26 protein-coding genes are annotated in these 25964 nt (G+C 73.4%); 15 read left to right on the forward strand and 11 right to left on the reverse strand.

The window, feature by feature from the left end:
- Window positions 1-126: 126 nt before the first annotated feature.
- A complete protein-coding gene (locus ACZ4VF_RS23645; RefSeq protein ID WP_467928318.1) occupies window positions 127-747 on the reverse strand; it encodes an ATP-binding protein in 621 nt (206 codons plus the stop codon).
- 116 nt (window positions 748-863) lie between these two features.
- Between ACZ4VF_RS23645 and ACZ4VF_RS23650 the strand changes: the two genes are divergently transcribed.
- From ACZ4VF_RS23650 to ACZ4VF_RS23660, 3 genes are read left to right on the forward strand one after another with little or no spacing between them, the layout of a single operon-like run.
- Window positions 864-1718, forward strand: a complete 855-nt coding sequence (locus ACZ4VF_RS23650; RefSeq protein WP_467928319.1) for a helix-turn-helix domain-containing protein — start codon at window positions 864-866, stop codon at window positions 1716-1718.
- Window positions 1696-1902 carry a DUF397 domain-containing protein gene (locus tag ACZ4VF_RS23655; RefSeq protein ID WP_467928320.1) on the forward strand — a complete coding sequence of 69 codons (207 nt, stop codon included), beginning with the start codon at window positions 1696-1698 and terminating at the stop codon, window positions 1900-1902. The genes ACZ4VF_RS23650 and ACZ4VF_RS23655 overlap by 23 nt, the downstream gene beginning before the upstream one ends.
- A gap of 58 nt (window positions 1903-1960) precedes the next feature.
- Window positions 1961-2899, forward strand: coding sequence for a hypothetical protein (locus ACZ4VF_RS23660; RefSeq protein WP_467928321.1), 939 nt, complete (start codon window positions 1961-1963; stop codon window positions 2897-2899).
- A 1371-nt stretch (window positions 2900-4270) separates the two neighbouring features.
- Here ACZ4VF_RS23660 and ACZ4VF_RS23665 read toward each other — a convergent pair.
- Entirely contained in the window at window positions 4271-5851 is a 1581-nt protein-coding gene (locus tag ACZ4VF_RS23665) for a FadD3 family acyl-CoA ligase (RefSeq protein WP_467928323.1), read from the reverse strand.
- An 84-nt stretch (window positions 5852-5935) separates the two neighbouring features.
- Here ACZ4VF_RS23665 and ACZ4VF_RS23670 point away from each other — a divergent pair, with 84 nt between their 5' ends.
- Genes ACZ4VF_RS23670 through ACZ4VF_RS23680 form a run of 3 tightly spaced genes read left to right on the forward strand, consistent with a single transcriptional unit; the run spans window position 5936 to window position 8273 of the window.
- The gene (locus ACZ4VF_RS23670; protein ID WP_467928324.1) at window positions 5936-7090 is read left to right on the forward strand and encodes a lipid-transfer protein; all 1155 of its coding nucleotides are present in this window, start codon (window positions 5936-5938) and stop codon (window positions 7088-7090) included.
- Between the two features lie 5 nt (window positions 7091-7095).
- The gene (locus ACZ4VF_RS23675; protein WP_467928325.1) at window positions 7096-7503 is read left to right on the forward strand and encodes a Zn-ribbon domain-containing OB-fold protein; all 408 of its coding nucleotides are present in this window, start codon (window positions 7096-7098) and stop codon (window positions 7501-7503) included.
- Complete coding sequence (locus tag ACZ4VF_RS23680) at window positions 7500-8273, forward strand: enoyl-CoA hydratase/isomerase family protein (protein ID WP_467928326.1); 774 nt, start codon at window positions 7500-7502, stop codon at window positions 8271-8273. Before ACZ4VF_RS23675 ends, ACZ4VF_RS23680 begins: the two co-directional genes overlap by 4 nt.
- A gap of 3 nt (window positions 8274-8276) precedes the next feature.
- On the opposite strand, the gene ACZ4VF_RS23685 is transcribed toward ACZ4VF_RS23680, so the two are convergent.
- The 3 genes from ACZ4VF_RS23685 to kbpA form a co-directional block, all read right to left on the reverse strand.
- Entirely contained in the window at window positions 8277-8828 is a 552-nt protein-coding gene (locus tag ACZ4VF_RS23685) for a hypothetical protein (protein WP_467928328.1), read from the reverse strand.
- A 195-nt stretch (window positions 8829-9023) separates the two neighbouring features.
- Window positions 9024-11384: a protein serine/threonine kinase AfsK gene (gene afsK, locus ACZ4VF_RS23690; RefSeq protein WP_467928329.1), complete on the reverse strand. Its 2361-nt coding sequence runs from the start codon at window positions 11382-11384 to the stop codon at window positions 9024-9026.
- 179 nt (window positions 11385-11563) lie between these two features.
- Window positions 11564-12298: an AfsK-binding protein KbpA gene (gene kbpA, locus ACZ4VF_RS23695; RefSeq protein ID WP_467928330.1), complete on the reverse strand. Its 735-nt coding sequence runs from the start codon at window positions 12296-12298 to the stop codon at window positions 11564-11566.
- 122 nt (window positions 12299-12420) lie between these two features.
- On the opposite strand from kbpA, the gene ACZ4VF_RS23700 reads away from it, so the two are divergent.
- Complete coding sequence (locus ACZ4VF_RS23700; RefSeq protein WP_467928332.1) at window positions 12421-13068, forward strand: TetR family transcriptional regulator; 648 nt, start codon at window positions 12421-12423, stop codon at window positions 13066-13068.
- A gap of 73 nt (window positions 13069-13141) precedes the next feature.
- Here the strand turns inward: ACZ4VF_RS23700 and ACZ4VF_RS23705 are convergent, their stop codons facing one another.
- Window positions 13142-13594 carry an Lrp/AsnC family transcriptional regulator gene (locus ACZ4VF_RS23705; RefSeq protein WP_467928333.1) on the reverse strand — a complete coding sequence of 151 codons (453 nt, stop codon included), beginning with the start codon at window positions 13592-13594 and terminating at the stop codon, window positions 13142-13144.
- 82 nt (window positions 13595-13676) lie between these two features.
- On the opposite strand from ACZ4VF_RS23705, the gene ACZ4VF_RS23710 reads away from it, so the two are divergent.
- Window positions 13677-14294 carry a LysE family translocator gene (locus tag ACZ4VF_RS23710; protein WP_467928334.1) on the forward strand — a complete coding sequence of 206 codons (618 nt, stop codon included), beginning with the start codon at window positions 13677-13679 and terminating at the stop codon, window positions 14292-14294.
- 86 nt (window positions 14295-14380) lie between these two features.
- Here the strand turns inward: ACZ4VF_RS23710 and ACZ4VF_RS23715 are convergent, their stop codons facing one another.
- Together ACZ4VF_RS23715 and ACZ4VF_RS23720 are read right to left on the reverse strand one after the other, a co-directional pair.
- Entirely contained in the window at window positions 14381-14860 is a 480-nt protein-coding gene (locus ACZ4VF_RS23715) for a nitroreductase/quinone reductase family protein (protein ID WP_467928335.1), read from the reverse strand.
- On the reverse strand, window positions 14860-16044 hold the full coding sequence (locus tag ACZ4VF_RS23720) for an acyl-CoA dehydrogenase family protein (RefSeq protein ID WP_467928337.1): 1185 nt from the start codon (window positions 16042-16044) through the stop codon (window positions 14860-14862). Before ACZ4VF_RS23720 ends, ACZ4VF_RS23715 begins: the two co-directional genes overlap by 1 nt.
- Before the next feature lie 75 nt (window positions 16045-16119).
- Here ACZ4VF_RS23720 and ACZ4VF_RS23725 point away from each other — a divergent pair, with 75 nt between their 5' ends.
- On the forward strand, window positions 16120-17289 hold the full coding sequence (locus ACZ4VF_RS23725) for a thiolase C-terminal domain-containing protein (RefSeq protein WP_467928338.1): 1170 nt from the start codon (window positions 16120-16122) through the stop codon (window positions 17287-17289).
- A 31-nt stretch (window positions 17290-17320) separates the two neighbouring features.
- On the opposite strand, the gene ACZ4VF_RS23730 is transcribed toward ACZ4VF_RS23725, so the two are convergent.
- Window positions 17321-18295 carry a CorA family divalent cation transporter gene (locus tag ACZ4VF_RS23730; protein WP_467928339.1) on the reverse strand — a complete coding sequence of 325 codons (975 nt, stop codon included), beginning with the start codon at window positions 18293-18295 and terminating at the stop codon, window positions 17321-17323.
- A 135-nt stretch (window positions 18296-18430) separates the two neighbouring features.
- Here ACZ4VF_RS23730 and ACZ4VF_RS23735 point away from each other — a divergent pair, with 135 nt between their 5' ends.
- Both ACZ4VF_RS23735 and ACZ4VF_RS23740 read left to right on the forward strand, forming a co-directional pair.
- The gene (locus tag ACZ4VF_RS23735; RefSeq protein ID WP_467928341.1) at window positions 18431-19096 is read left to right on the forward strand and encodes a pyridoxine/pyridoxamine 5'-phosphate oxidase; all 666 of its coding nucleotides are present in this window, start codon (window positions 18431-18433) and stop codon (window positions 19094-19096) included.
- 106 nt (window positions 19097-19202) lie between these two features.
- Entirely contained in the window at window positions 19203-19709 is a 507-nt protein-coding gene (locus ACZ4VF_RS23740) for a carboxymuconolactone decarboxylase family protein (protein WP_467928342.1), read from the forward strand.
- On the opposite strand, the gene ACZ4VF_RS23745 is transcribed toward ACZ4VF_RS23740, so the two are convergent.
- Both ACZ4VF_RS23745 and ACZ4VF_RS23750 read right to left on the reverse strand, forming a co-directional pair.
- Complete coding sequence (locus ACZ4VF_RS23745) at window positions 19690-20169, reverse strand: Zn-ribbon domain-containing OB-fold protein (RefSeq protein WP_467928343.1); 480 nt, start codon at window positions 20167-20169, stop codon at window positions 19690-19692. The two genes, ACZ4VF_RS23740 and ACZ4VF_RS23745, sit on opposite strands and share 20 nt — an antisense overlap.
- Window positions 20169-20618, reverse strand: coding sequence for a DoxX family protein (locus tag ACZ4VF_RS23750; protein ID WP_467928345.1), 450 nt, complete (start codon window positions 20616-20618; stop codon window positions 20169-20171). Before ACZ4VF_RS23750 ends, ACZ4VF_RS23745 begins: the two co-directional genes overlap by 1 nt.
- A 234-nt stretch (window positions 20619-20852) precedes the next feature.
- On the opposite strand from ACZ4VF_RS23750, the gene ACZ4VF_RS23755 reads away from it, so the two are divergent.
- From ACZ4VF_RS23755 to ACZ4VF_RS23770, 4 genes are all read left to right on the forward strand, one after another.
- On the forward strand, window positions 20853-22031 hold the full coding sequence (locus ACZ4VF_RS23755; RefSeq protein WP_467928346.1) for a flavin-containing monooxygenase: 1179 nt from the start codon (window positions 20853-20855) through the stop codon (window positions 22029-22031).
- 107 nt (window positions 22032-22138) lie between these two features.
- Complete coding sequence (locus tag ACZ4VF_RS23760; RefSeq protein ID WP_467928347.1) at window positions 22139-24358, forward strand: acetate--CoA ligase family protein; 2220 nt, start codon at window positions 22139-22141, stop codon at window positions 24356-24358.
- Window positions 24355-25140: an enoyl-CoA hydratase/isomerase family protein gene (locus ACZ4VF_RS23765; RefSeq protein ID WP_467928348.1), complete on the forward strand. Its 786-nt coding sequence runs from the start codon at window positions 24355-24357 to the stop codon at window positions 25138-25140. Before ACZ4VF_RS23760 ends, ACZ4VF_RS23765 begins: the two co-directional genes overlap by 4 nt.
- A gap of 34 nt (window positions 25141-25174) precedes the next feature.
- The gene (locus tag ACZ4VF_RS23770) at window positions 25175-25774 is read left to right on the forward strand and encodes a flavin reductase family protein (protein WP_467928350.1); all 600 of its coding nucleotides are present in this window, start codon (window positions 25175-25177) and stop codon (window positions 25772-25774) included.
- Window positions 25775-25964: the final 190 nt, after the last annotated feature.

The following is a 25964-nucleotide window of genomic DNA, read 5'->3' on the forward strand; positions in this document are numbered from 1 at the left end:
GGCCGAGGTGTGTTCGGGGCAGGATCCACAAGCCCGGCACCGGCGGACGGCAACGCGCCCGTGAGCGGACGAGGGGCCGGGCGACAGCCCGGCCCCTCGGCGTGTCCGCCCCGCCGAGGTGACCGGTCACTCCACCTCCGCCAGCTCGCACCACACCGTCTTCTCCGCCCCCTGCTCCACCCCCCACCCGACGGCCACCGCGTCGATCAGGGCGAGTCCGCGGCCCGTCTCGTCGGCGTCCGAGGCGGATACCAGCACGGGGAGGGCCTTCGCCTCCGGGTCGGTGACCTCGACGCGGATGCGCCCACCGCCCGTCCGGTACACCCGTACGCGGACGCAGACCCCCTCCCCCACGTGCCGGATGACGTTGCCGACCAGTTCGGTGACACAGAGCTGTACGTCCGCGCAGGGCGCGTCCAGGTAGCGGCGGACGGTACGGCGCAGCCCCTGGAGCGCCTTCGGTACCGCGACGACCTCCACGTCCAGGGGCTGCCGACTCCCTGCGAGCCCTTCACCCCGCAGCACACTCGTGAGTCTGCGCGCCGTCGCCGTGTTGCAGTTGCCGAGCGCGACCAGGCCCGCCGGCGACTGGTACGCGCCCGCGAAGCTCGGCAGGTCCACCCGGAGGGAAGGCAGGGTGATGCCGTATGCGGACAGCGCGTCGCGCAGGTCGTCCACGCAGAGGGTGGTGTCGCAAGCGGAGCTGCCGCGCTGGGCTGAGGGGGTGTTCGAGGACGCCACGGTCACGCACGCCTTCCTTTGCTTCTCTCTGTGATGAAACGGCTACAGAGTGATGCCCGCGTCGGTACCTTTTGAAGAGGTTTCGGCTGCGCAGGCGCAAGTGGCAAACGGCGGTGACGAGCATGCCCCCACGCAAGGACCCGGACGCCTCGGCGAACGTGCCCTCCTTCTACGGCGCCGAGTTGCGCTACCAGCGTGAGCTGGCGGGGCTCACCCTGGAGCAGTTGGCGGAGGGAAGCTTCCGGGGCGTGCCGTTCCTGAGCCAGATCGAGCGGGGCGAGCGGCGGATGCCGGTGGATCTGGCCCGGCACGTCGACAAGATGCTGGGGACGGACGGGTTTTTCGAGCGGCGGTGTGAAGACGCCGCCAAGGCACGGCGGTCGGGGCACCCGCTCTATTTCGAGGACATGCCGGACCTGGAGAAACAGGCGGAGACTCTGGAGGAGTGGGCACCCAACGTCATTCCTGGGCTTCTGCAGACCGAGCCGTACATGCGGGTGCTCATGCGTCACGTGCAGCCGTTGCCCTCACAAGAGCTGATCGAGAAGCGTGCCCGCGCACGGTTGAAGCGGGCGGAGCTGTGGAACCGCGCGGACCGCCCTTCCTACTGGGCGATCCTCCACGAGGCGGTCATCCGAAATCCGCTGCTCCCCCCTGCGCAGATGGTCGCACAGTTGGAACACATCCTCGCGGTGATCCAGTCCACGGGCAGCGTTTTACAGGTCGTCCCGCAAACAACCGCCGCGCACCCGCTCATGTACGGCATGGCCAAGATCATGACCTTCCCTGACGCACCCCCGCTGGTGTGGACGGAGAGCAACTTCGACGGGCAGGTTGTCGACTATCCGGCCCTCGTGAAGAGGTACCGCAGCTCTTACGATCTGCTCAGGGCCGTCGCACTTCCGCCTGAAGCGTCCCTGTCCCTGATCGAAGAAGCAGCGAGGAACTACGGACATGAAGCGCAGCAAGGAGATTGACCTGAGTGCTGGCACCTGGTGCAAGAGCAGCTACAGCAACGGAGAGGGCGCCGACTGCGTGGAGGTCGCCCACGGAGTACCCCACGTCATCCCCGTCCGCGACTCCAAGAGGCCCCAGGAGGGACCCGTACTCCTCTTCCACCCCCGCGCCTGGAGCACTTTCCTCGGCTCCCTGAAGGACTGACGCCGCCCGGTTATCCACAGGGCAAGCGACAGGCGACGATCTCTGCGATCTTGCCCGAGTGGAGCGGACCGACCTGAGGGCGCTGGCGGACAGAGGCGTCCTCCTCACCTCACGTGCCGTGGAGGCCGGCTGGCCTCGGCGCAGCCTGACACGGGTGCTGCGCGGGGAGGGCTGGACGCAGCTCCGGCACGGCGCCTGGGCCGAGCCGGGGCGTGACCCGGACCTGCTTACCCACCTCCGGGCCGTCCAGCTCCGCGTGCCGCAACTCGTGGTGAGCCACGGTTCGGCGGCCGCTCTCTGGCGGATCGAGTTGCTCGGCGGTGGCCGCGAGGCGCTGCTGGACTTCACCGACCCGCACCGCAGCATGCACCGGCTGGGCGACGGCGTGCGCGTGCACCGGATGACGCTCGGCGGAGGTGACGTGGTGGAGCGGCAGGGACTACGGCTCACCACCCCGATCCGGACGTGCGCCGACCTCCTCCGACGCGGCCCCAGGCACGAGGCGGTCGTCGCCGTGGACTCGGCCCTGACGTACCGCAGGGTCGGGCGGGTCCGACGCGCACCGCTGGTCCGGCGGAAGGACGAGATCGCCGCCGCGCTGGAGAACGCCTCGCAGAGGTCGGTCCGGGCCCTGGACTGGCTCCGGCTGACTGACCCGCTCGCCGGCTCCCCCGCCGAGACGGTCGCCCGACTGCGCATGTACGACGCCGGGCTCCATCCCGAGAGCCAGGCCGAGCTGCGCACCCCGGACGGCAGTCGCCGCGTCGTCGACTTCCTCTTCCGGGCGGCGGGGCTGGGCGTGGAGATCGAGGGGTACGCCTACCACGGCACTCGTGAAGCCCACCGTCAGGACATCCACCGTTTCAACCAGCTCCTCCGCTGCCCCGAGATCCGCAGCCTCCTCCGCTTCAGCGCCGAGGACGTCTTCCGGCGGCCTGCGTACATGGTCGCGGAGGTCAGGGCCACGCTGGTTTCACTGACCGGAGATTCCACGTGACCGTCGGACCGCTCGCTTCCCGGCCAGTGTCGGGCTTCCGCGAGGTGCGTCAAGGGCGCTCCCGTTCCGCTGCGCTCCACTCCCGCGTCGCCTTCGGCGATGGGCCTCCGGCCCACCCTTGACCCACCTCACTCCAGCCCGGGGAAGAAGCGAGCGAGCGCCCCGAAAAGGCGGTGGCCCAGCCCGGCACCGGGCCCCCGGGTCACTCGCCCGGCCCCGTCGGGAGGGGGCGCGGTCCGACCGTGCGGGGACGCCGGGCGGGCCTGGCGGCGAACGGGCAGTGGGGCGGGCGCGGACCGGCCACGGGGACACCGGGTGGGCCTGGCGGCTAACGGCCGGTGGGGCGGGCGCGGTCTCGCCTCGCCAGCACGCCGGGCAGGCCTGGCGGCTGGCGGTCGGTGAGTGGGGCGCGGTCCGGCCGTGCGGGGACGCCGGGCAGGCTCGGCGGCGAACGGCCGGCGGGGCGGCCGCGGTCCGACCGTGCGGGGACGCCGGGCAGGCTCGGCCGCTGAGGTCGGTGAGTGGAGTGCGGTCCGGCCCCGAGGACGCCGGGCGGGCCTGGCGGCTGCGGGTTTTCGGGGTTCCGGGAGCCTCGGCGAGTCCACGGAGATGCCTTTTCACCCCCTCAGATGATGAATGGCGGATTTGGGCCGGGAGGCGGGGGAGGCTGGACAGGTCGGGCACGTCGGGAACGTCGGGCAGGCGGGAGGGTTGGTGGAGGTGGCCCAAGTCCGCCAATCACCGCTTCCGTGTGACGCCTGGGGCTCATGAGACGCCCGACCCGGTGTGCAGGCGAGGCAGGGACGCGCCCCACCCACCGGACCGCAAGCCGCCATGGGCACCCAGCGTGCAGGCGGAACGGCGCCCCACCCACCGGACCGCAAGCCACCCGGCCCATCCGGCGTCCCCGCACGGCCGGACCCCGCCCCACCCACCGGACCGCAAGCCGCCCGGCCCACCCGGCACGCCGACGCTCGGCTGGCGCGCCCCGCCCACTACCCGGAAGCCGCCATCCGAGTCGGCTTGCCAGCGAGATGGCGACGCGTCCCACCCACCCGCCGCAAGCCGCCAAGCCGACCCGGCGTCCATGTGAGCCGCGACTGCGCCCCCACCCACGCCACGAACGCAGCCGACCTCGGGGCCGGCGGGCCTGAGGCGGCCACTTTCCCCGGGCTGCCCGCTCGCTTCTTCCCCGGGCTGGAGCGAGGTGGGTCAAGGGTGGGCCGGAGGCCCATCGCCGAAGGCGACGCGGGAGTGGAGCGCAGCGGAACGGGAGCGCCCTTGACGCACCTCGCGGAAGCCCGACACTGGCCGGGAAGCGGGCGGCCCAACGGTCACTTCGAAGCGCCGGGTGCGGTCATTCCCTCCCCTTCAGCTCCCCCTCAGCTCCCCCTTCAGTACCTTCCCGCTCGCGTTGCGCGGAAGGGACCGTACGAACTCCACCGACCTCGGCACCTTGTAGTTGGCCATCTCGCGGCGGGACCAGGCGATCAGGTCGTCCGCGGTCAGGTGGGATCCGGGGCGGCGTACGACGTAGGCCTTGCCGACCTCGCCCAGGCGGGGGTCGGGGACGCCGACGACCGCCGCGTCGGTGACGTCGGGGTGGGTGAGCAGGACCTGCTCTATTTCCGCCGGGTACGCGTTGAAGCCGCCGACGATGAACATGTCCTTCAGGCGGTCCGTGATGCGCAGGTTGCCCGCCGCGTCCAGGACGCCCACGTCGCCCGTGCGCAGCCAGCCGTCCGCGGTGATCGCCTCCGCGGTGGCCTCCGGGTCGTCGTGGTAGCCCCGCATGACGTTGAAGCCCCGGACCAGCACCTCGCCGGGGGTGCCGGGAGGGGCGGCCACTTTCACCTCCGTGCCGGGGATCGCGCGGCCCGACGTGGCGGCGATCAGGGCCGGGTCGTCGCCGCGGCGGCACATCGTGACGATCCCGGTGGCCTCCGAGAGGCCGTACGCGGTGAGGACCGTGCCGACGTGCAGTTCCTCGCGCAGGCGTTCCACCAGCCGCAGGGGGACCACCGCGGCGCCCGTCACCACCAGGCGCAGGCTCGACAGGTCGTGGGCGTGGCGGGCGGGGTGGTCGAGGAGTTGCTGGTGCAGGGTGGGCGGGCCGGGGAGGACCGAGACGCGTTCCGCCACGATGTTGGCCAGGGCCGTGTCCACGTTGAACACCGGCTGCGGGATCATCGTCGCCCCGCGCGTCAGGCAGGCGAGCACGCCGGCCTTGTAGCCGAAGGTGTGGAAGAACGGGTTGATGATGAGGTAGCGGTCGGATCCGTGCAGGCCGGCCAGGTCCGCCCAGGTGTCGTAGGCGCGCAGGGTCTGGCCGTGGGTGGTCGTCACGCCCTTCGGGCGGCCCGTCGTACCCGAGGTGAAGACGATGTCGGAGGGGGCCGAGCCGGTCAGCCCGTCGGCGCGGGCCCGTACCTTCCGTCCCGGTACGCCGTCGCCGGCCGCCAGGAAGTCCTGCCAGGTCTCGAAGTCGGGCGGCGCGTCGTCCGAGAGGACCACCACCCGCTCCAGGGCCGGCAGGGCGGGGAGCGGGCGCCCACCGGCCGGTTTCCCGGCGCCGGCCGCTCGCCGTAGCGAGGCCACGTACGACGTCCCCAGGAAGGTGCCCGTCACGAACAGCAGCCGCGTCCCGCTGCGGCGCAGTACGTCCGCCGCCTCGGTGCCCTTGAAGCGGGTGTTCAGTGGTACGAGGACCGCGCCGGCCGACACCGCACCGAGTGCCGCGACGATCCAGTCCAGGGAGTTCGGCGCCCAGACGGCCACCCGGTCGCCCGCGTCGACCCCGCGGGCCAGGCAGGCCGCGGCCGCCCGCTCGATCCGGGCGCCCAGTTCGGCGTAGGTGATCCGGGTGCGGCCGTCGACCACGGCTTCGGTGTCCGGGTAGCGCCCGGCCGCCCATCGCACCAGTTCCGGGATGGTTCCCCATGACGCCGTCACGGTCCGGCCTCCCCCCGCGCACGCCTTGCTGACTGGCCGTCAGATTAACGCTAACCTGACGAACTGTCAGGAGAGGGGGCGCACATGACCGGGGCAGGGATCAAGGACGCCGTCGCCATCGTCGGGATCGGGCAGACCGCGTTCGCCAAGAACCTCGCCGAGGACGAGAAGATGCTCGCCTGTCGGGCCGTGCTCGCCGCGCTCGATGATGCGGGGATCGCGCCCGGCGAGGTCGACGCGCTCGCCTCCTACACGATGGAGGAGACCGACGAGGTGGAGCTGGCGAAGGCCGTCGGGTTCGGCGACCTGACCTTCTTCAGCAGGGTGGGGTACGGAGGGGGCGGGTCCTGCGCGACCGTCGCTCATCTCTCCGCCGCCATCGCCTCCGGGCAGGCCACCGTGGGGGTTGCCTGGCGGTCGCGGAAGAGGGGGAGCGGGACTCGGCCGTGGACCAACACCACGAACCAGTTGCCCACCCCTGCCCAGTGGACCCGGCCCTTCGGCCTCCTCCGCCCCGCCGACGAGATCGCCATGCTCACGCGCCGCTACATGCACGAGTACGGCGTCACGCGGGATCACCTGTTCAATGTCGCTCTCGCCTGCCGGAACCGGGCCAATCAGAATCCCGCCGCCGTCATGTACGAACGGCCCCTCACTCGGGAGATGTACATGACCTCCCGGTGGATCAGCGAGCCGCTCTGCCTCTACGACAACTGTCTGGAGACGGACGGCGCCCTGGCCTGTGTGGTCGTCGGCAGGGAGCGGGCCCGGGACTGTGCCAGGAAGCCCGTGTACGTCCACGCCGCCGCGCAGGGGCTGCCCGCCCAGCACCACGGCATGGTCAACTACTGGAACGACGACCCGCTCACCGGCCCCGCCTGGACCGCCGCCCGGCACCTGTGGAAGCACGCCGACTTCACGCCGGAGGACGTCGACGTGGCGCAGATCTACGACGCCTTCACCGCCCTCGTGCCGCTCTCGCTGGAGGGGTACGGCTTCTGTGCGCGCGGCGAGGGGGGCGCGTTCACCGAGCAGGGCGCCCTGGAGATCGGCGGGCGGCTGCCCCTCAACACCGGCGGGGGCGGGCTCAGCGAGGCGTACGTGCACGGCTTCAACCTCGTCAACGAGGGCGTCAAGCAGCTGCGCGGGACCAGTACCGCCCAGGTCCCGGGTGCCGCGACCTGCCTGGTCACGGCCGGTGAAGGCGTCCCCACCTCCGCTCTCCTCCTCAGGAGCTGACCGCCATGCTGAGTCCCGTCGCCGACACCGACGGCGCCCCCTTCTGGGAGTACGCGGCCCGTGGCGAGCTGCGCGTCCAGGCGTGCGGCGACTGCGGTGAACTCCGCTTCCCGCCCCGGCCCTGCTGCCCGCACTGCCAGTCCTTCGCGAGTGAGTGGCGGGCGGTGTCGGGGCGCGGGCGGGTGTGGTCGTACGTCGTGCCGCATCCGCCGCTGCTGCCCGACTACGCGGAGCAGGCCCCGTACAACGTGGTCGTCGTGGAGCTGGAGGAGGCTCCTCGGATACGGCTCGTCGGAAATGTGGTCGCGTCCGCCGGGGCGCCGCTGAACTCCCTTGATCCTGCGCGGTTGCGGATCGGTGCCCGGGTGCGGGTGGTCTTCTCGGGTGGGCTGCCGCAGTGGGTGCTCGCGTGAAAACCGTCCGCCTCGACGTCGACGAGGGTGCGGGAGTCGCCGTCGTCACGCTGGACCGGCCCGAGCGGCTCAACGCCATCGATCTGGAGATGGTCCGGGAACTGGCCGAGGCCTGGCGCGCGTTGCGGTTCGACGACTCCGTGCGGGCCGTCGTGCTCGCCGGGAGCGGGGGGCGGGCGTTCTGTACGGGCATCGACCGGGACGCCGTGGTGCCGCAGCCCAACTCGCCGTACATGCAGGACGATCCGCTGCTGGGCGTCGGACCCAAGGCGAACGGGCTGTGGAAGCCGGTTGTCGCGGCGGTGGAGGGGATGGCCTGCGGGGGCGCCTTCTATCTGCTCGGGGAATGCGAGTTCGTCGTCGCCGGGGCCGACGCCACCTTCTTCGACCCGCACACCACCTACGGCATGGTCAGTGCCTACGAGTCGATGCTCATGGCGCAGCGCATGCCGTACGGGGAGGTCGCGCGGATGGTGCTCATGGGGAGCGCGGAGCGGCTGTCGGCTCGGCGGGCCTACGAGGTCGGCCTCGTCTCCGAAGTCGCGGAGAGCGGCGGGGCCTTGGGGTCCGCCGTCGACTGCGCCGCCGTCATCGCCGGGTATCCGGCCGAGGCCGTGCAGGGGACCGTGCGGGCGTTGTGGGCGGCCCGGGAGGCCTCTCTCGCCCCGGCGTTCGCGCAGGCGCCGCATCTGATCTCGCTGGGGAACCTGCCGGGCGCCCGGCAGGCGGAGTTGTTCGCCGCCCGCCGGGCCCGGTTCAGGAAGCGGTGAGGTTCACCAGTTGTAGGAAGCCACCTCGTCCAGGTCGCAGTGGTCGACCTGCGGGGCGCTCTCCTTGGCGTTGTCCACCGGCACCTGGACGGTCTTCGTGCCGTTCGCGGGCACGGTGACCTCCTTGATGGTGCCGTTGACGGTCATGTCGTCCGCGTCCTCGAAGACGATGTGGACGTCGAAGCTGCTCTCGGTGGCGTTCGGGTTGGTGACCTCGATGGTCGCGTAGGGCTTCTTCACCGTCGCGCAGCTCACCAGCCGGGCCGTGCCGTCCTCGTGGTCCGAGGGGGACGAGCCGGACGATCCGCCGGAGGTGTCGTCGCCGTAGTCGTCGTCATCGTCGTAGTCGTGGTGCGTGCCCGAGCCGTAGTAGCCGCCGCCCGACGACGTGGACGTGGAGGTGTCGTGGTCCTGGCTGGAGCTGCTGCACCCACCACCGCCGCCGCTGCCATGGCTGTGGCCGTGGCCGTGCCCTCGGCTCCTGAATCCGGTCAGCGCCAGGACGACCAGGACCGATACCGCCGTGAGTCTGAGCATGTGTCCCCGTCGATGCATGCCCGGAACTCTAGGGGATGGCTGTCACGGTCATGTCACTGTGTGGCGACCGCAGCGTACCCGGCGTAGCGTCTGCCCTGGGAGCGGCGGACGCGCCCCGCTCCCCCGCGACGACGGCCGCCGTCCCAGGCCCTTCCGTGCAACCGGTACGACGGCCGTCACCCACCCGGCGGACCACCCGTGACCGGTACCCGCTCAGGCGGTCCGCGCCGTCCCCGTCCCCTTCTCCGCGTCCAGCGCGTACACGCACCGGTCCTTGCTGCACGCGTACACCACGCCGTCCTTGACCACCGGGGAGCCGGTGATCTCGCCGCCGGTCGCCAGCTTCCAGCGCAGCCGGCCGTCGTCGGCCTTCAGGGTGTAGAGGAGGTGGTCGGTGGAGCCGAAGTGGATGCGGCCCTCGGCGACGGCGGGCGCGCCCACGACCTCGCCGCCCGCCTGGAAGCGCCACTTGGGGGTGCCGGTGACCGCGTCCAGGGTGTAGAGGCCGGTGCCGCTGCCGACGTGCACGTGCCCGGCGGCCACGAGGACCGGCTCGATGGAGGAGCGGGCCTCGGTGGCGATGCGCCAGCGGTCGCGGCCGTCGGTGGCGTCGAGGGCGTAGACCGTGCCGAGGTAGTCGGCGAGGTACACACCGCCGCCGGTGACGGCCGGGCCGGGGGCGAAGGCGGGCGGGCTCAGGAAGACCGCCGGGGCCTCGAAGTGCCAGCGGACCATGCCGCTCACCGCCTCGACGGCGAGCACGCGGGTGCCGGCGGAGACGTAGACGTGCCCGTCGGGGGCGGGGGTCAGACGGACCGGGACGCCACCGCAGGAGGCCGCGTCGCCGATCGGGTACGACCAGCGCTCCTCGCCGGTGCGGGCCTCCAGGGCGCGCAGCCGGGCGTCCTGCCAGACGTACACCGTGCCGTCGTGCACGGCCGGGCCCGCCTCGGGGGACTCGAAGTCGGTCTGGCAGCCGGTGATCTCCCACAGCTTCCGTCCGGTGGCGGCCTCCCAGGCCTGGACGCCGCCGCCGCGGGTGCCGGTGACGACGGTGCCGCGGTCGGCCTTGAGGCAGTACACCCAGGCGTCCGTGGACAACCGCCACAGGTCGGTGCCCTCGCGGGCGTCCAGCGCGAACAGGGTGGGGCCGTCGGAGGCGTGGATTCGGCCGTCCGCCACCGCCATGGACCAGGCGACGTCCCGGGTCTTGAAGCGCCGACGGCCGGTGCCGACGTCCAGGGCGTGCACCTCGAAGGAGGTGACGTAGACCAGGTCGTCGGCCACGGCGGGGGTGCCCCACACGTCGTTGGACATGCGGAAGCGCCAGGGGCGCCAGCCGTTCGCCGTCTCCGGGGGCGTCGGCGGTACGGGCGGTACGGCGGGGTCGGCGCCGGCCACGCCGGGGCGGGGCCGGGACCAGCTGGCGACCAGGCCGGCCTCGGGCGGGGGCGCCTTGACGGCGGCGGCGCGGGCGTCGGCGACCCGGGGACCGGGGCCGATGGGCACCTGGGCGCCGGCCAGCCGGACCGGGCCGGTGTCGGGTCCGACGCCGGCGGGCACGGACACCGGGGCGGGGGCCGGGACCGGGGGGTCGTAGGACGGGGGCGGGGGTACGGCCTGCCGGTCGCCGCTGCGCGGGCCGCCGGTCGGGGCCGGGGCGGGCTTGGCGGCGGGGCGTCCGCCGCGGCGGGACTCGATGAGGGCGACCGCCTTCTCGGGCAGCCAGGCGGAGGCGGTGCCGCTGTCGTCGGAGCCGGAGCCGAACAGGTGCGGGGCGAGCTGGGCCTGGAGGTCGGCCGGGGAGGGGCGGCCGGTGGCCTCCATCTGCATGCAGGCCTCGATCAGCGGGCGCAGCTCGTCCGGGAGGCCGGTGAGGTCCGGGCCCTCGCGGAGCAGCATGAAGACGGTCTCGACGGGGTTGGCGCCGTGGAAGGGCGGGTGGCCGGTGGCCGCGAAGACGAGGGTGGAGCCGAGGGAGAAGACGTCGCTGGCGCCGGTGACGCTGCGGGAGTCCTTGGCCTGCTCGGGGGACATGTAGGCGGGGGTGCCGACGGCGACGTTCGTCATGGTCAGGCGGGTGTTGGAGACGCCGGAGGCGATGCCGAAGTCGATCACCCGGGGGCCGTCCTCGACCACGAGCACGTTGGAGGGCTTGAGGTCGCGGTGGACCAGCCCGGCACCGTGGATGGACTGGAGGGCTTCGGCGACGCCCGCCGCGAGCCAGCGCACGGCCTGGGCCGGGAGCGGCCCGCACTCGTTCACTATCTCTTCCAGCGAGGGCGCGGGGACGTAGGCGGTGGCCAGCCAGGGCACGGCGGCGCGCGGGTCGGCGTCGACCACGGCCGCGGTGTAGAAGCCGGAGACCGCGCGGGCCGCCTCCACCTCACGGGTGAAGCGGACGCGGAAGAGCTGGTCCTCGGCCAGCTCGGTGCGCACCGTCTTGATCGCCACGCGCCGGCCGGACGCCGAGCGCGCGAGATAGACCAGCCCCATGCCGCCGGCGCCCAGCCGGCCCAGCACCTCGAACGGCCCGATCCGCCGCGGATCGTGCTGCGTCAGCTGATCCACCACTTGCCTGCCACCTCCCCGTACGAGCCGCGCCACTCTCCATAGGTACGCGACCGGAGTGCAGCGTCTCACCACCGCACCGCCATGGCGGCACGCACCCCGATTCTTCCTGGCCGGGCGGCCGGTTGCGAACCCGGTGACAATCAGGGTGTCTCATGCCCAATCCGGCCAAACCGGATGGATCAGCGGTGCAGCAGTGCGAACGACGCCCCCTGATTGTCGGTGACGACGGCCACTCGTCCGTACGACGTCTCGAAGGGTGGAGCCTGGACGCGCCCGCCGAGCCGCTGTACGGCACCCAGGGCGTCGTCCAGGTCCGTGACCCGGAAGTGGACGAGGAAGTGCGGAGGCATCTCGGCCGGGAAGACGTCGGTGACGTGCGCGCGGCCGAAGTCGGGCTGGGCGTCGGTGCCGAACAGGGCGTCGTGGAAGAGGCCGCCGTAGAAGGCGTTGGCGGCTGCGGTGTCCCGGGTGTACAGCTCGGCCCAGACGAAGCTGCCCGGCGCGTGCCGCCGCCCGAAGCCGGGGTGGGTGCCGGGCTGCCACAGCCCGAAGACCGCGCCGTCGGGGTCGGCGGCGAGGGCGGCGGTGCCGAGGTCGCCGACCGGGAACGGGGCCATGACCACCTGTCCCCCGGCCGCCGTGATCCGCCGGCCGAGGGCGCCCGCGTCGGAGGTCGCGAAGGACACCGTCCAGACGGTGGGCATGCGGCCGTCGGTCTTGGGCGCGAGCGAGGCGACGCGGTCGCCGTCGAGCACGGCCCACACGGAGGAGCCGTACGACTCCTCGAAGGCCCATCCGAAGAGCTCACCGTAGAACCGCTTGCCCGCCTCGACGTCGGGCAGCTGGGCGTCCACCCAGCAGGGGACGCCCTCCCGGTATGCCTCTTCGTTCGCGGATGCCCTGTTTTCGGCCATGCCGCCAAAGTAACCGGGCCGCGCGCACCCCGCAGACCAGGCACACCATCCCCGATGCCCCCGCGCACCCCATTTGCAGTCGGCCGAATCGCGCTCCGATCACCCCTCGGTAAGCTGACGGCATGACAGGACAAGTGCGTACCGTCGACGGCCGCGTGGCCGGCCGGCGTGGGCAGGCGACCCGGCAGAAGCTGCTCGACTGCCTCAGCGAGATGCTCAGCTCCTCCCCCTACCGGGACGTCAAGGTCATCGATGTCGCCCGGAAGGCGGGCACTTCGCCCGCGACCTTCTACCAGTACTTCCCCGACGTCGAGGGCGCCGTCCTGGAGATCGCCGAGCAGATGGCGGCCGAGGGGGCCGGGCTGACCGAACTGCTCGAAGGGCGCAGCTGGGCCGGCAAGTCCGGCTGGGCCACCGCGCAGGAACTCGTGGACGGGTTCCTGGAGTTCTGGCGCAAGAACGACGCGATCCTGCGGGTGGTCGACCTCGGCGCGGCCGAGGGGGACAAACGGTTCTACAAGATCCGCATGAAGATCCTCAACTCGGTGAACAACTCCCTCGCGGACTCCATCGCGGAACTCCAGTCCAAGGGCCGGGTCGACAAGGACGTGAACCCCGCTGCGGTGGCCGGTTCCCTGGTCGCGATGCTCGCGGCGGTGGCGGCCCACCAGAAGGGATTCTCCTCCTGGGGTGTGAAGCAGGCCGAACTGAAGCCGAACCTGGCCCTGTTGGTGCACCTGGGCGTGACCGGCAAGAGACCTTCCAAATAAGCACGCACCCGTTGTCAGGGTCCAAGTCCTGTCTGGCAGGCGGTGGTTCACACGGTGAACCACCGCCTGCCGTCTACGCCGGCAACGGCCGGTCCCGCACCACGTGCTTCATCACCAGCGTCGACGTCAGCCGCTGCACACCGGGCAGGGTCGCCAGCCGCTCGTCGTACAGCCGCTGGAAGGCGGCCAGGTCGGCGGTGGCCACCCGGAGCAGGTAGTCCGGCTCGCCGAACAGCCGCTGGGCGTCCAGCACGTGCTCCAGCCCGCCGACCGCCCGCTCGAACTCCGCGACCGTGTCCCGGTCCTCCTGGCGCATGGACACGAAGACCAGCGCCTCGAAGTTCAGGCCGAGCGAGGCCCGGTCCACCACCGCGCGGTAGCCCTGGATGGCGCCGGACCGCTCCAGCTCGCGCAGCCGCCGGTGGCAGGGCGAGACGCTCAGCCGCACCCGGGCGGCCAGCTCGGTCACGGTCAGCCGCCCGTCCTGCTGCAGCTCGGCAAGGATTTTCCGGTCCACGTCGTCCATGAAGAAGATATTTGCTCAGAAGTGGCGATCATGAGCAAACTACGGGAACACTTTCGGGCCATTCACGCCTAATGTCCCCGGTATGGACTCGGCACTGCTCCTCTCCTTCCTCCTCGTGGACCTGCTGCTGGTGTGCGTACCGGGCGCCGACTGGGCGTACGTCGTCACGACCGCGCTGCGCGGCGGCTCGGTCCTGCGCGCGGTGGCGGGCCTGGTCTGCGGCTACGCCCTGCACACCGCCCTGGCGGCCGCGGGCCTCGCCGTGCTGGTGGCCGGCTCGCCCCGGCTGCTGACGGTCCTGACGGTGGCGGGCGCGGGCTATCTGCTCCGGCTCGGCTGGGGCGTCCTGCGCCGCCCGGCGGTCCCGGACGCGGACACCAGGGCGGCACCCGAGGGCCGGCTCTTCCTGCGCGGCGCCGCGATCAGCGGCCTGAACCCCAAGGGCCTGCTGCTCTACCTCTCCGTACTCCCCCAGTTCCTCACCCTCCGGGACGGCCACCTGCCCGTCCCCGCCCAGACGGCGGCCCTCGGCCTCCTCCACATGGCCTGCTGCGCGGCCGTCTACCTGACGGTGGGCGCCCTCGCCCGCGTCCTCCTCTCGGCGCGGCCCGCGGCGGCCCGGGCGGTGACGCGGACGTCCGGGGCGGCGATGCTGGGGATCGGCGCGTTCCTGCTGGTGGAGCGGCTGGCGACGCTCTAGGCCGCCGGACGGCTGCGGCTGCCGCGGACACCGGCCGCCGTACGGCCGCGACCGCTCGCACGGTGGCCCGCGCCCCTTCTGGGGCGCTACCTGCGGGTCAGCCGGAACAGCCGGATCTCCCGCTCCACCCGCGCCTGGTACACGCCGTACGGCGGCCAGAACACCAGCAGTGCCTGCCAGGCGGCGGCCCGTTCCTCCCCCGTGAGCAGCCGGGCCGTGACCGGGACGTCCCGGCCCTGCCGGCTCACCGAGGCCTCCGGGTGGGCGAGGAGGTTGTGGGTCCAGGCGGGATGGCCGGGGCGGCCGAAGTTGGAGCCGACCAGGATCCAGCTGGTGCCGCCCTCCTCCGGCATGCAGGCCAGCGGGGTCCGGCGGGGCCGTCCGGTCCTCGCCCCCGTCGAGGTGAGGACCACACCGGGCAGCATCCGGGCGCTGAGCAGCACCCGGCCCCGGGTGAGCCGGTGGACACCCCGGTCGAGTGCCGGGACGACATGGGGGGCGACCTTGGCGAACAGCCGGGTGGAGGACACCTTCCGGACGAGCCGGACGCCGAGTGCCGTGCCCATCAGACGGTCACCTCCCCGCCCGCGAACAGCCCGGCCGTCTCGGCGGCCCGGTCGCGCAGCCGGTGCACCGGGCCGAACAGCAGCTCGTCGCCGGCCGCCCGCTTGAAGTACAGGTGGGCGTCGTGCTCCCAGGTGAACCCGATCCCGCCGTGCAGCTGGATGCCGTCGGCGGCGGCCCGGCGCAACGCCTGGAGCCCCTGCGCGAGGGCGAGTCCGCCGGCCCGCTGCCCCTGGCCGGCCGCCCAGGCGGCGTAGTACGCGGCGGACCGGGCCGCCTGGACCTCGACGTACACGTCCGCCAGCCGGTGCTTGACGGCCTGGAAGGAGCCGACGGGGCGGCCGAACTGCTCGCGCCGGCCGGCGTACTCGACGGTCCGCTCCAGTATCCGGTCGGCCGCCCCGACGGCCTCGGCGGCGAGCACGGCGGCGAGGGTGTCGCCGAGCGCGGCGAGGGCGGGGCGTACGTCGGTGTCGGCCGAGCCGAGCAACTCGGCGTCCACGTCCCGCAGTTGCACACGGCCCTGGGGGCGGGTGGCGTCCAGCGCGGCCTGCCGGGCCCGGGTGAGGCCGGTCGCGTCCCCCGGGACGAGGAACAGCAGGGTCCGCGAGCGGGCGAAGCCTCCGGTGTGCGCGGGGACGAGCAGCAGCCCGGCGCTGTGCCCGTCCAGCACCTGAGCGGCCTCCCCGTACAGCCGCCAGCCGCCCTGCACCGGCCGCGCCTGCACCCCGCCGGCCCGTCCGCCCCCGGCGCTGTAGCCGTCGTTCCCGCGGGTCAGGGCGAGGGCGGTGGTGAGGACGGGCCCGGGGACGGCGAGAGCGGCGGTGAGGGTGCCGGCGGCGATGCGGGGCAGCAGGCCGGCGCGCTGCCCCGCGGTGCCGAGGGCGAGGAGCAGCGGGGCGGTGAGGACGGAGGTGGCGAGCAGCGGCGAGGGGGTGAGCGCCCGCCCCGTCTCCTCGCAGGCGAGGGCCAGTTCGGTGACCGTGCAGCCGACGCCGCCGTACCGCTCGGGCAGGGCGAGCCCGGGCAGGCCCAGCCGGCCGGCGAGGGCCGGCCACAGGAGGGGGTCGTGTCCGGCGGGGGTGTCGGCGGCGGCTCGCACCTCGGCCGGGCCGCAGCGTGCGCGCAGCAGCTCGCGCAGGGTCCGGCGGATCTCGTCCTGCTCGGCGGTGAGGCGCGTGTCCATGGCCTTCCCTCCTCATCTGACGGGGCGTCATATTAGGAGGGCCGCAACGAGATGCCCAGAGGGAGGAGCCCGCTCATGGGCCGAGGGAGCAGGAAGGCCGCCGTGGTGGGCGTGGCCCTCTCCGACTGCGGACGGGTGGACGGCGCGACACCGTACGCGCTGCACGCCCAGGCGGCCCGCCGGGCCCTCGCCGACGCGGGCCTGGACCGGGCGGTGGTCGACGGCTTCGCCTCCGCCGGACTCGGCACGCTCGCGCCGGTGGAGGTCGCCGAGTACCTGGGCCTGCGCCCCACCTGGGTGGACTCCACCTCGGTCGGCGGCGCGACCTGGGAGGTGATGGCGGCGCACGCGGCGGACGCGATAGCGGCCGGCCACGCGAACGCCGTCCTGCTGGTCTACGGCTCCACGGCCCGCGCGGACATCAGGGCGGGCCGCCGCACGGGCACCCTGTCCTTCGGCGCGCGCGGCCCCCTCCAGTTCGAGGCGCCGTACGGCCACACGCTGATCGCGAAGTACGCGATGGCGGCCCGCCGGCACATGATCGAGTACGGCACCACGATCGAGCAGCTGGCCCAGGTGGCGGTCCAGGCGAGGGCGAACGCCGCGCTGAACCCGGAGGCGATGTTCCGCGATCCGGTCACCGTCGACGACGTCCTGTCCGGCCCGATGGTCGCGGACCCCTTCACCAGGCTGCACTGCTGCCTGCGCTCGGACGGCGGCGCGGCGGTCCTGCTGGCGTCCGAGGAGTACGCGCGGGACTGCCGTACGGTCCCCGTCCGCATCCTCGGCACCGGCGAGCACGTCTCCCACGCCGCCATGTCGGAGTGGCCGGACTTCACGGTCTCCCCGGCGGCGGTGAGCGGCCGGCTGGCCTTCGAGCGGGCGGGGGTGACCCCGGCGGACGTCGACTTCGCCGAGATCTACGACGCCTTCACCTACATGACCCTGGTGACCCTGGAGGACCTGGGCTTCTGCGCGAAGGGCGAGGGCGGGGCGTTCGTGGAGGAGGGCCGGCTGCTGGTGCGGGGCGGGGAGCTGCCGGTGAACACGGACGGGGGCGGGCTGTCGGCCCAGCATCCCGGGATGCGGGGGCTGTTCCTGCTGGTGGAGGCGGTACGGCAACTGCGCGGGGAGGCCGGGGAACGGCAGGTGCGGACCCGGGACGGACAGCTGCCGAGGCTGGGGGTGGCGTCCGGGACGGGCGGGTGGTTCTGCTCGTCGGGGACGGTGGTGCTGGGCCGGTGAGGGCGGCCGGGAGCGGTCGGTGGGGGTCTCTTCAGTTCTCGTCCCGCAGGCGGCGCCAGATGCGGGTGCGGTGCAGCACGTAGACGGAGCCCGCCAGGGCGGCCGCCTGGAGCCCCACGGCGAGCAGCCAGAACTCCTCCCTGGTCTCCAGCTTGTCCGACAGGAAGGTGAAGTTCATGCCGAAGAACCCGGTCAGGAAGGACAGCGGCAGGAAGATCACCGACACGATGGCCAGCCGGTTGATCACGGCGTTCTGCTCGCCGGCGACGAGCGAGGAGTAGCTGGCGAACGCCCGCCGGGTGGCGTCCTGGAGGGACTCGATGTCGGCGAGCACCAGCAGCCCGGCGTTCTGGAACTCCTGGGCGCTCCGCTGCCTGTCTTCCGGGAAGGTGGGGTTCATCATCCGCCGGGTGAGGATCTCGTCGACCACCCGGAGGTAGGGCAACAGCGCATGGTGCAACAGGGCGGAACGGCGGCGCAGCCTCGCCAGCCGGTAGACCTGCTCGGGCCGCCGGTCCTCGAACAGGTCGTCCTCCAGTTCCTCGGTCTCCAGCAGAGCCCGCACGGCGGCCCGGCGGAACGTGTCCAGGGCCTCCTGCAGCACGAGGAAGAGCGCGGCCACGCTGTCGGCGGGACGCTCGTGCCGGAACGCGGTGGTGAGGGCGTCGGCCAGACCGAGCCGCCGCCGGTGCACGGTGACCAGGAACCGCTCGGCCACCACCGCGTGGACGTGGTCGATCTCGTCCCCGTGCACCACGGGTACGACGAAACCGGCCCGGTCACCCAGGAACACGGCCCGTGCCGGCTCCCCCTCCCTGCCGAACCAGTCGAGTTCCTCGGCGTCCAGGCCCAGCCGGCCGGCGATCGGCGTCCCCGGCGCCGGATCCCCCTCCGGCAGTTCGATGTCGACGATGACGAACGGGGCTTCGGCCAGCCGTTCCCGCGCCCCCGGGAGATCCGTACGGGTGACGGCCGCCCCCGGCATCGACACCACCGTTACGATCATCGCCCCTCACCGTCGTTCCCGAAGCCCGTGGCTCCGAGCGTCCCCGGCTTCGGGTGTTCCCGCACGCCGAGGCACTCGCGCGCGTCGCGGGAGGCCTGCCGAACGGATGACGGCGCCCGTGGGGATACTCGGCACATGGAAACGGATCTCCACGCCATTCTGAGGTCGCTGCGGGTCTGGGACCCGGACGCCACGGACCTGCGCCCCTTCGACCCCGACACCGCCCCGCCGACCCCGCTGCCCCTGTTCACGACCTGGTTCGCGGAGGCGGTGGCGGCGGGGCAGCGGGAGCCGCACACCATGTCGCTGGCGACCGTGGACGAGGAGGGCAGGCCGGACGTGCGGATCGTGATGCTGCACGGCGCCGACCCCGACGGCTGGTCCTTCGCCACGCACTCCACCAGCCGCAAGGGCCGCGCGCTGGCCGCCCGGCCGTATGCCGCCCTCGCCTTCTACTGGCCGGTGCTGGGCCGCCAGGTGCGGGTGCGGGGGCCGGTCGTCTCCGCGCCGTCCGAGGAGAGCCAGGCCGACCTGCACGCCCGGTCCACGGGCGCGCTGGCCGCGGCCCTGACCGGCCGGCAGAGCGAGGAGCTGGCCTCGGCGGCGGAGCTGCGGCGGGCGTCGGAGGCGGCCTGGGAGCAGGCCCGGGCGAACCCCGGGGAGCCGTCGCCGACCTGGACCCTGTACCGGCTGCGCCCGGAGACCGTGGAGTTCTTCCAGGGGGACCCGGACCGGCGGCACGTGCGCCTGGAGTACCGCAGCACGGGGTTCGGCTGGAGCCGGGCGCTGCTGTGGCCCTGAGGAGTCTGCCGCCGCGGTCCTGAAGATTCCTCTTCCCCGCCGTCACACTTCCGCGCCGCGGTCCGTCAGGGCGGTGACAGCAGTTCACGAGCAGGAGGAGACGGCGATGCAGAAGCGTTCGATCACGGCCGAGGTCCCGATGGCCCCCCGTATGCCCGAGGACCCGGCGCAGCTGGTGCCCGAACTGGCGGAGGTGTCGGCGGCGCTGTTCCGGGTGACCGGCAACGGGTCGGTGCCGCGCTCCACGATCAGCCTGGTCCAGCTGCGGGCCGGCCAGATCGTCGGCAGCACCTACCTGACGGTGCTGCACACGGGCTTCCTGCGCAAGGCCGGGCAGTCCGAGGAGCGGATCACCTCGGTGGCGTCCTGGCAGGACTCGCCGTACTTCACCGCCGCCGAGCGGGCCGCGCTGGCCCTGGTGGAGGCCGTGCTCCAGCCGTCCGCGTCCGGCGAGCGGGTCTCCGACGAGCTGTACGCGCGGGCGGCCGAGCACTACGAGGGCAAGGCGCTGGCCACGCTGATGTTCGCGATCGGCCAGGTGAACTTCTTCGTGCCGATCGCGCTCATCGCCAAGCCGGTGCCGGGCAGGTCCTTCACCGACCCGTGGAACTGAGCCGGGCCGGGGCGGGCCCGTCGGCGCGCGGGCCGGGCCCGTTGCCGCCCGGTCCGGGCCGGAACACCGGGATGCCGTCCCGGAACGCCACCTCAAGCGGCATCCCGGCCCGCACGGTGTCCTCCGGGCAGTCCACCAGTTCCGTCATCATCCTGGGGCCCTCGGCCAGGTCGACCACGGCGGCCAGGTAGGGGACGCGGGCCGCGAAGGGGAGCAGGTCGTTGCGGTGGACCGTGGACCACGTGTACAGCGCCGCCCGGCCGCTCGCCTCCTCCCAGCCGACCCGCTCGCTCCAGCAGTGCGGGCAGAACTCGCGGGGGTAGTGGTGGGCCCGGCCGCAGTCCCCGCAGCGGCGGACCAGCAGGCGGCCCGCTGCGGCCGCCTCCCAGTAGGGGCGGGTGAGGGCGTCGGTCTCCGGGAGGTCGTGGCGCGGACCGTCCGTCACGTCGCGGCCGCCCATCAGAACCATCCCAGTGCCGCGTCCAGCGACCAGGTCTGCCAGGACATCCCGAAGAACCCGACGAGGGAGATCAGCGCCATCATCGAGTTCTGGCCCTGTTCCGCCCAGTCGTGGACCATGAGGACGAAGTACAGCGCGTTGAGGAGCAGACCGCCGATCAGGGCGGCCGGGGTCAGGAAGCCGGCGATCAGGCCGAGGCCCAGGGAGAGTTCGGCGTAGGCGACCACGTACGCCATCAGCCTCGGGTGGGGTTTCACCACCGTCTCGAAGCCCGCCCGGACCGGGGTCCACCGGTGCTCGGCCGCGACGTCCGCCGCCCAGGCGATCCCGCTGCCCCGCTCGAACCACGCCTTCTTGTCCTTGTGCCGCCAGCTCTCCAGCCACCACAGGCCAAGTCCGATCCGCAGCACCGCCAGCCACTCCGCGCCGTCGAGCCCTATCGCATCCATGTACCTGACGGTACGTCAGGTGATGCGGGAAGCCCACCCCGCGCGTCGGCCGCGGGCACCGGCCGCGGCGCCTTCACCGCCTGGAGCGCCGAGGCCACGGGACACCGCGCCGGGAAGCGGCAGAACGCCGTCAGGCCACCGCCGGGTGCGGGAAGCGGCAGGCGTGATCAATCCGCAACCAATTCCGGTCTTGACCGAGACCCATCAACCGGGTGTGTGATTACGCTCCCGCTCATGGCCGTCTCCCGTCCCTCGCCCGCCCGCCCCGCACCGACCCCCGCCGACCGCCCGGTCTACGTGATAGGCGCCGGCCCGGGCGGTCTCGCCGCCGCGTACGCGCTGCGCGCGCGGGGCGTACGGGCCGTGGTCCTGGAGAGATCCGACCGGGTCGGCGCCTCCTGGCGGCGGCACTACGACCGGCTGCACCTGCACACCACCCGGCGGCTGTCCGCGCTGCCGGGGCTGGCCATCCCCCGCAGGTTCGGCCGCTGGGTGTCCCGGGACGACGTGGTGCGCTACCTGGAGAAGTACGCCGAGCACCACGAGCTGGAGATCGTCACCGGGGTGGAGGTGCACCGCGTCGAGCGGACCGCGGACGGCACCGGGTGGCTGTTGCACGCCTCCGGCGGCCGGGAGCTGACCGGCAGCGCGGTCGTCGTCGCCACCGGTTTCAACCACACCCCCCGGCTGCCCGACTGGCCGGGCCGGGAGGGGTACGGCGGTGAGCTGCTGCACGCCGGCGACTATCGCAACGCCGAGCCGTACCGGGGCCGGGACGTGCTCGTCGTCGGGATCGGCAACACGGGCGCGGAGATCGCGGTGGACCTGGTGGAGGGCGGGGCGGCGCGGGTGCGGCTGGCGGTGCGCACGCCGCCGCACATCCTGCGCCGCTCCACCCTCGGCTGGGCCGCCCAGTACACGGGCGTGCTGGTCCGGCGGCTGCCGGTGTGGCTGGTGGACCGGCTCGCCGGGCCGGTGGGGCGGCTCAGCACCCCGGACCTGTCCGCGTACGGGCTGCCGCGTCCGGAGACCGGCCTGTACAGCAGGGTGCGGCAGGGTGCGATCCCGGTGCAGGACGTCGGCCTGATCGACGCCGTACGCAAGGGCGAGGTGGAGGTCGTGGCCGCCGTGGAGGCGTTCGAGGAGGGCAAGGTCGTCCTCGCCGACGGCAGCCGGATCTCGCCCGACGCGGTGATCGCGGCGACGGGGTACGAGCGCGCGCTGGAGGGGCTCGTCGGGCATCTCGGGGTGCTGGACGAGCGCGGCCGGCCGGTGGCGCACGGCGGCCGTACGCCCGCTCAGGCGTCCGGCCTGTACTTCACCGGGTTCACCAACCCGATCAGCGGGATGCTCCGGGAGCTGGCGATCGACGCGGGCAGGATCGCGAAGGCGGTCGCGCGCCGGCTGACGTAGACGCCCGGTAACTTTGCCGTTCCGAGCCGTTCCTGATGCTCCGTCAGTTCAGTAGCCTGACAGAGCGTCAGTTGCTGGTGGCTGTCTCACAGGAGGCGGGCGGAACGATGCTCGGATCGACCCACGGCACCCTCACCACCGACTCCCGCCGGGCCCGGGTCATCGCCTGCGGCGAGGACCGGCCCGGCCCCGCCGTCCACGACCGGGTGGCGGACCTCGATGTCAGCGGGCGCCCGCTGTACGCGGACGTCCCGGACCTGACCCGGCTCTTCCGGCCGGAGTCGGTCGCCGTGATCGGCGCCTCGGACACCGAGGGGCGGCCGAACACCGGGATCACCCGGCAGCTGCTGGACTGGGCCGGGCGCGTGGGCGCACGGGTGCACCCGGTGCACCCGTCCCGGTCCTCCGTCTTCGGCCTGCCCTGCACGGCCTCCGTCGCCGAACTGCCGGGGCCGGTCGACCTGGCCGTGCTGCTGGTCGCCGACCCGCTCCCGCTGATCGGCGAACTCGCCGAGGCCAAGACCAAGTTCGCGGTGGCGTTCGCCTCCGGGTTCGCGGAGACGGGGCCGGCGGGCGCGGAGGCGCAGGAGCGGCTGGCCGAGGCCGTACGGCGCTCGGGGCTCAGGCTGCTCGGCCCGAACACCAACCTCAACGCCTTCGAGCGGTTCCGTGAGGACCTCACCGGACCGGCCATCGCACTGATCACCCAGTCCGGGCATCAGGGCCGGCCCGTCTTCGCCCTCCAGGAACTCGGGATCCGGCTGTCGCACTGGGCCCCCACCGGCAACGAGGCCGACCTGGAGACCGCCGACTTCCTGTCCTGGTTCGCCGAGCAGCCCGGGACCGGCGCGATCGCCGCCTACGTCGAGGGGCTCAAGGACGGCCGTGCCTTCCTGCTGGCCGCCGACCGGGCCGCCCGCCGTGGGGTGCCGGTGGTCGCCGTGAAGGTGGGCCGGACCGAGGCCGGCGCCCGGACGGCCGCCACGCACACCGGCAAACTCACCGGCGCCGACGACGTGGTGGACGCGGCCATGCGCCAGTACGGCGTGATCCGTGTCGACGCCCTGGACCAGCTCCAGGACACGGCGGCGCTGCTGGCGCGCGCGAAGCCTCCGCGGGCCGAGGGGGTGGTCGTCTACTCCATCTCGGGCGGCACGGGCGCACACGTCGCCGACCTGGCCGCGGGGGCGGGGCTGCGGCTGCCGGGGCTGTCGCCGGAGAAGCAGGCCGAGCTGCACCAGTGGATCCCGCCGTACCTGAGCGTGGCCAACCCGGTGGACAACGGCGGCCACCCGGTCGGTGACGAGCGCGGCCGGAGGATCATCGACGCGCTGCTCGCCGACCCCGCGGTCGGGGTGCTGATCTGCCCGGTGACCGGACCCTTCCCGCCGCTCAGCGACAAGCTCGTCCGCGATCTGGTGGACGCCGCGGAGGAGACGGACAAGCTGGTGTGCGTGGTGTGGGGCTCGCCGGCCGGCACCGAGCCGGCGTACCGGGAGGTGCTGCTCGGCTCCTCCCGTGTGGCCACCTTCCGGACCGTGGGCAACTGCTTGTCCGCCGTCCGCGCCTGGCTGGACCACCACCGCTTCGTGGCCGGCTACCGCTCTCCCTTCGACGCGGCCCCGCGCACCCCCTCCCCGTCCTTCCGCAAGGCGGAGGCGCTGGTGCAGCCGGGCCGGCAGCTCAGCGAGCACGCGGCCAAGCAGCTGCTGCGGGCGTACGGCGTCCGGGTGCCGCGCGAGCAGCTGGTGACCAGCGCGGCCGCGGCCGTACGGGCGGCCGGGCAGGTGGGCTATCCGGTGGTGATGAAGGCGTCCGGCGCGCAGCTCGCCCACAAGACGGAACTGGGGCTGGTGAAGATCGGGCTGACCTCGGCGAGCCAGGTCCGCGACGCCTACCGGGAGCTGAACGACATCGCCCGCTACGAGGGCGTCGGGCTGGACGGCGTCCTGGTGTGCCAGATGGTCGGGCAGGGCGTGGAGATGATGGTCGGCGTCACCCACGACGAGCTGTTCGGGCCGACGGTGACGGTCGGGCTCGGCGGGATCCTGGTGGAGGTGCTGCACGACGCGGCGGTCCGCGTCCCGCCCTTCGGGGAGGACCAGGCCCGCGCCATGCTCGGCGAACTCCGCGGCCGAGCCCTGCTGTCCGGCGTCCGAGGGCGCCCGCCGGCCGACGTGGACGCGCTGGTGGAGGTCGTCCTGCGGGTCCAGCGGATGGCCCTGGAACTGGGTGACCGGATCGCCGAGCTGGACATCAACCCGCTGATGGTGCTGCCCCGGGGGCAGGGCGCGGTGGCGCTGGACGCACTGGTGGTGTGCCGATGAGGGAGGTCCGGCACGACATCCACGACCGGATCCTCCACGTGACCCTGGACCGCCCCGAGTCCCTGAACGCGCTGACCCCGGCGATGCGCGACCACCTCATCGACCTGCTGGCACAGGCTTCCGCCGACCCGGACATCCGGGCGGTGCTCCTCACGGGCACCGGCCGGGGCTTCTGCGCGGGCGCGGACCTGCGGGGCGGCACCGGCTCCGGCCGGCGAACCCCCGGCGACGTGGCCCGTCTGCTCCGTGTGGGCGCGCAACGCCTGGTGGCGGCCGTACTGGACTGCGAGAAACCGGTCCTGGCCGCGGTGAACGGCACGGCGGCCGGTCTCGGCGTCCACCTGGCCCTCGCCTGCGACCTGGTCCTGGCCGCCGAATCCGCCCGCTTCGTCGAGGTGTTCGTCCGCCGGGGCCTGGTCCCGGACGCCGCCGGCACCTACCTCCTCCCCCGCCTCACCGGCCTTCAGCGGGTGAAGGAACTCCTGTTCTTCGGCGACCCGCTCCCGGCACCGGAGGCGGAACGCCTGGGCCTGGTCAACCGGGTCGTCCCCGACGCCGATCTCGACAGGACGGCCCGCGCCTGGACGCTCCGCCTGGCCTCCGCGCCGACCAGGGCCCTCGCCCTGACCAAGCACCTGCTGAACACCTCCCTCGACACCGACCGCACCACCGCCTTCGCCGCGGAGGCCTGGGCCCAGGAGATCAACATGACGACCGAGGACGCCCGAGAAGGCCTACGGGCGTTCACCGAACACCGGGAGCCGGGGTTCCGGGGCCGGTGACGGTGACGGTGAGGGGGACGGGGAGGACGACGCCATGATGGGACACGCGGGAGCGGCCGCTGCCGCCGTGCGGTATCTCGGCCCCGGCGCCGTTACGCCGTCGCCGCGGCCGGAGTTGCGGTGCGTGCGGGAGGGGGAGCGGGCGCCGGTCGGGGCGGGGGAGTTCCGGCGGGTGCTGGGGAGCTTCGCGAGTGGTGTCACGGTGATCACCGCGCCGGCCGCCGCGGGGGAGCCGGGGCCCGCCGGGTTCGCCTGTCAGTCGTTCTCCTCGCTCTCCCTCGAACCACCCCTGGTGTGCTTCATGGTGGGCCGTACGTCCACGACATGGCCGCGTATCGCCCGGGCCGGTGTCTTCTGCGTCAACGTGCTCGGTGCCGGCCAGGAGGAGCTGTGCCGGGGCTTCGCGGTGAGCGGCGGGGACAAGTTCGCGGGGGTGGCGTACGCCCCCGCGCCCGTGTCCGGGGCGCCGCGGCTGGCCGGCGCCGCCGCCTGGATCGACTGCACCGTCCACGCCGTGCACACCGGGGGCGACCACCTCATCGTCGTGGGACGGGTGGACGCCCTCGGTGCGGACGGGCCGGACGAGCCCCTGCTCTTCCACCGGGGGCGGTTCGTGCGGCTCGGCGGCGGGTGAGCCGGCCGGCCGCCAGGGGGACGTGACCTCGGCGGCGCGGGCCGTGCGCGGCGCGCCGGCCGCCCGGGGCTGGCGGAGGCGGGTGTCCGTCCGGCCACTGACCCGCAGGGCCGCCGCGTCGGTCCGCCGTCGGCGGGTCGGCGCGGGGGCGCAGGTCCAGGTGCCCGGCCGGGCCGCGCGGCCGGGCGGG

The sequence above is a fragment of the Streptomyces sp. NPDC029151 genome (assembly GCF_055564315.1).

Coding starts and splice junctions, on each gene's coding strand:
- ACZ4VF_RS23650 (WP_467928319.1), top strand. CDS start 864: ATGCCCCCACGCAAGGACCCGGACGCCTCGGCGAACGTGCCCTCCTTC.
- ACZ4VF_RS23655 (WP_467928320.1), top strand. CDS start 1,696: ATGAAGCGCAGCAAGGAGATTGACCTGAGTGCTGGCACCTGGTGCAAG.
- ACZ4VF_RS23670 (WP_467928324.1), top strand. CDS start 5,936: ATGACCGGGGCAGGGATCAAGGACGCCGTCGCCATCGTCGGGATCGGG.
- ACZ4VF_RS23675 (WP_467928325.1), top strand. CDS start 7,096: ATGCTGAGTCCCGTCGCCGACACCGACGGCGCCCCCTTCTGGGAGTAC.
- ACZ4VF_RS23685 (WP_467928328.1), bottom strand. CDS start 8,828: ATGCATCGACGGGGACACATGCTCAGACTCACGGCGGTATCGGTCCTG.
- kbpA (WP_467928330.1), bottom strand. CDS start 12,298: ATGGCCGAAAACAGGGCATCCGCGAACGAAGAGGCATACCGGGAGGGC.
- ACZ4VF_RS23700 (WP_467928332.1), top strand. CDS start 12,421: ATGACAGGACAAGTGCGTACCGTCGACGGCCGCGTGGCCGGCCGGCGT.
- ACZ4VF_RS23705 (WP_467928333.1), bottom strand. CDS start 13,594: ATGGACGACGTGGACCGGAAAATCCTTGCCGAGCTGCAGCAGGACGGG.
- ACZ4VF_RS23710 (WP_467928334.1), top strand. CDS start 13,677: ATGGACTCGGCACTGCTCCTCTCCTTCCTCCTCGTGGACCTGCTGCTG.
- ACZ4VF_RS23715 (WP_467928335.1), bottom strand. CDS start 14,860: ATGGGCACGGCACTCGGCGTCCGGCTCGTCCGGAAGGTGTCCTCCACC.
- ACZ4VF_RS23720 (WP_467928337.1), bottom strand. CDS start 16,044: ATGGACACGCGCCTCACCGCCGAGCAGGACGAGATCCGCCGGACCCTG.
- ACZ4VF_RS23725 (WP_467928338.1), top strand. CDS start 16,120: ATGGGCCGAGGGAGCAGGAAGGCCGCCGTGGTGGGCGTGGCCCTCTCC.
- ACZ4VF_RS23730 (WP_467928339.1), bottom strand. CDS start 18,295: ATGATCGTAACGGTGGTGTCGATGCCGGGGGCGGCCGTCACCCGTACG.
- ACZ4VF_RS23735 (WP_467928341.1), top strand. CDS start 18,431: ATGGAAACGGATCTCCACGCCATTCTGAGGTCGCTGCGGGTCTGGGAC.
- ACZ4VF_RS23740 (WP_467928342.1), top strand. CDS start 19,203: ATGCAGAAGCGTTCGATCACGGCCGAGGTCCCGATGGCCCCCCGTATG.
- ACZ4VF_RS23745 (WP_467928343.1), bottom strand. CDS start 20,169: ATGGGCGGCCGCGACGTGACGGACGGTCCGCGCCACGACCTCCCGGAG.
- ACZ4VF_RS23750 (WP_467928345.1), bottom strand. CDS start 20,618: ATGGATGCGATAGGGCTCGACGGCGCGGAGTGGCTGGCGGTGCTGCGG.
- ACZ4VF_RS23755 (WP_467928346.1), top strand. CDS start 20,853: ATGGCCGTCTCCCGTCCCTCGCCCGCCCGCCCCGCACCGACCCCCGCC.
- ACZ4VF_RS23760 (WP_467928347.1), top strand. CDS start 22,139: ATGCTCGGATCGACCCACGGCACCCTCACCACCGACTCCCGCCGGGCC.
- ACZ4VF_RS23765 (WP_467928348.1), top strand. CDS start 24,355: ATGAGGGAGGTCCGGCACGACATCCACGACCGGATCCTCCACGTGACC.
- ACZ4VF_RS23770 (WP_467928350.1), top strand. CDS start 25,175: ATGATGGGACACGCGGGAGCGGCCGCTGCCGCCGTGCGGTATCTCGGC.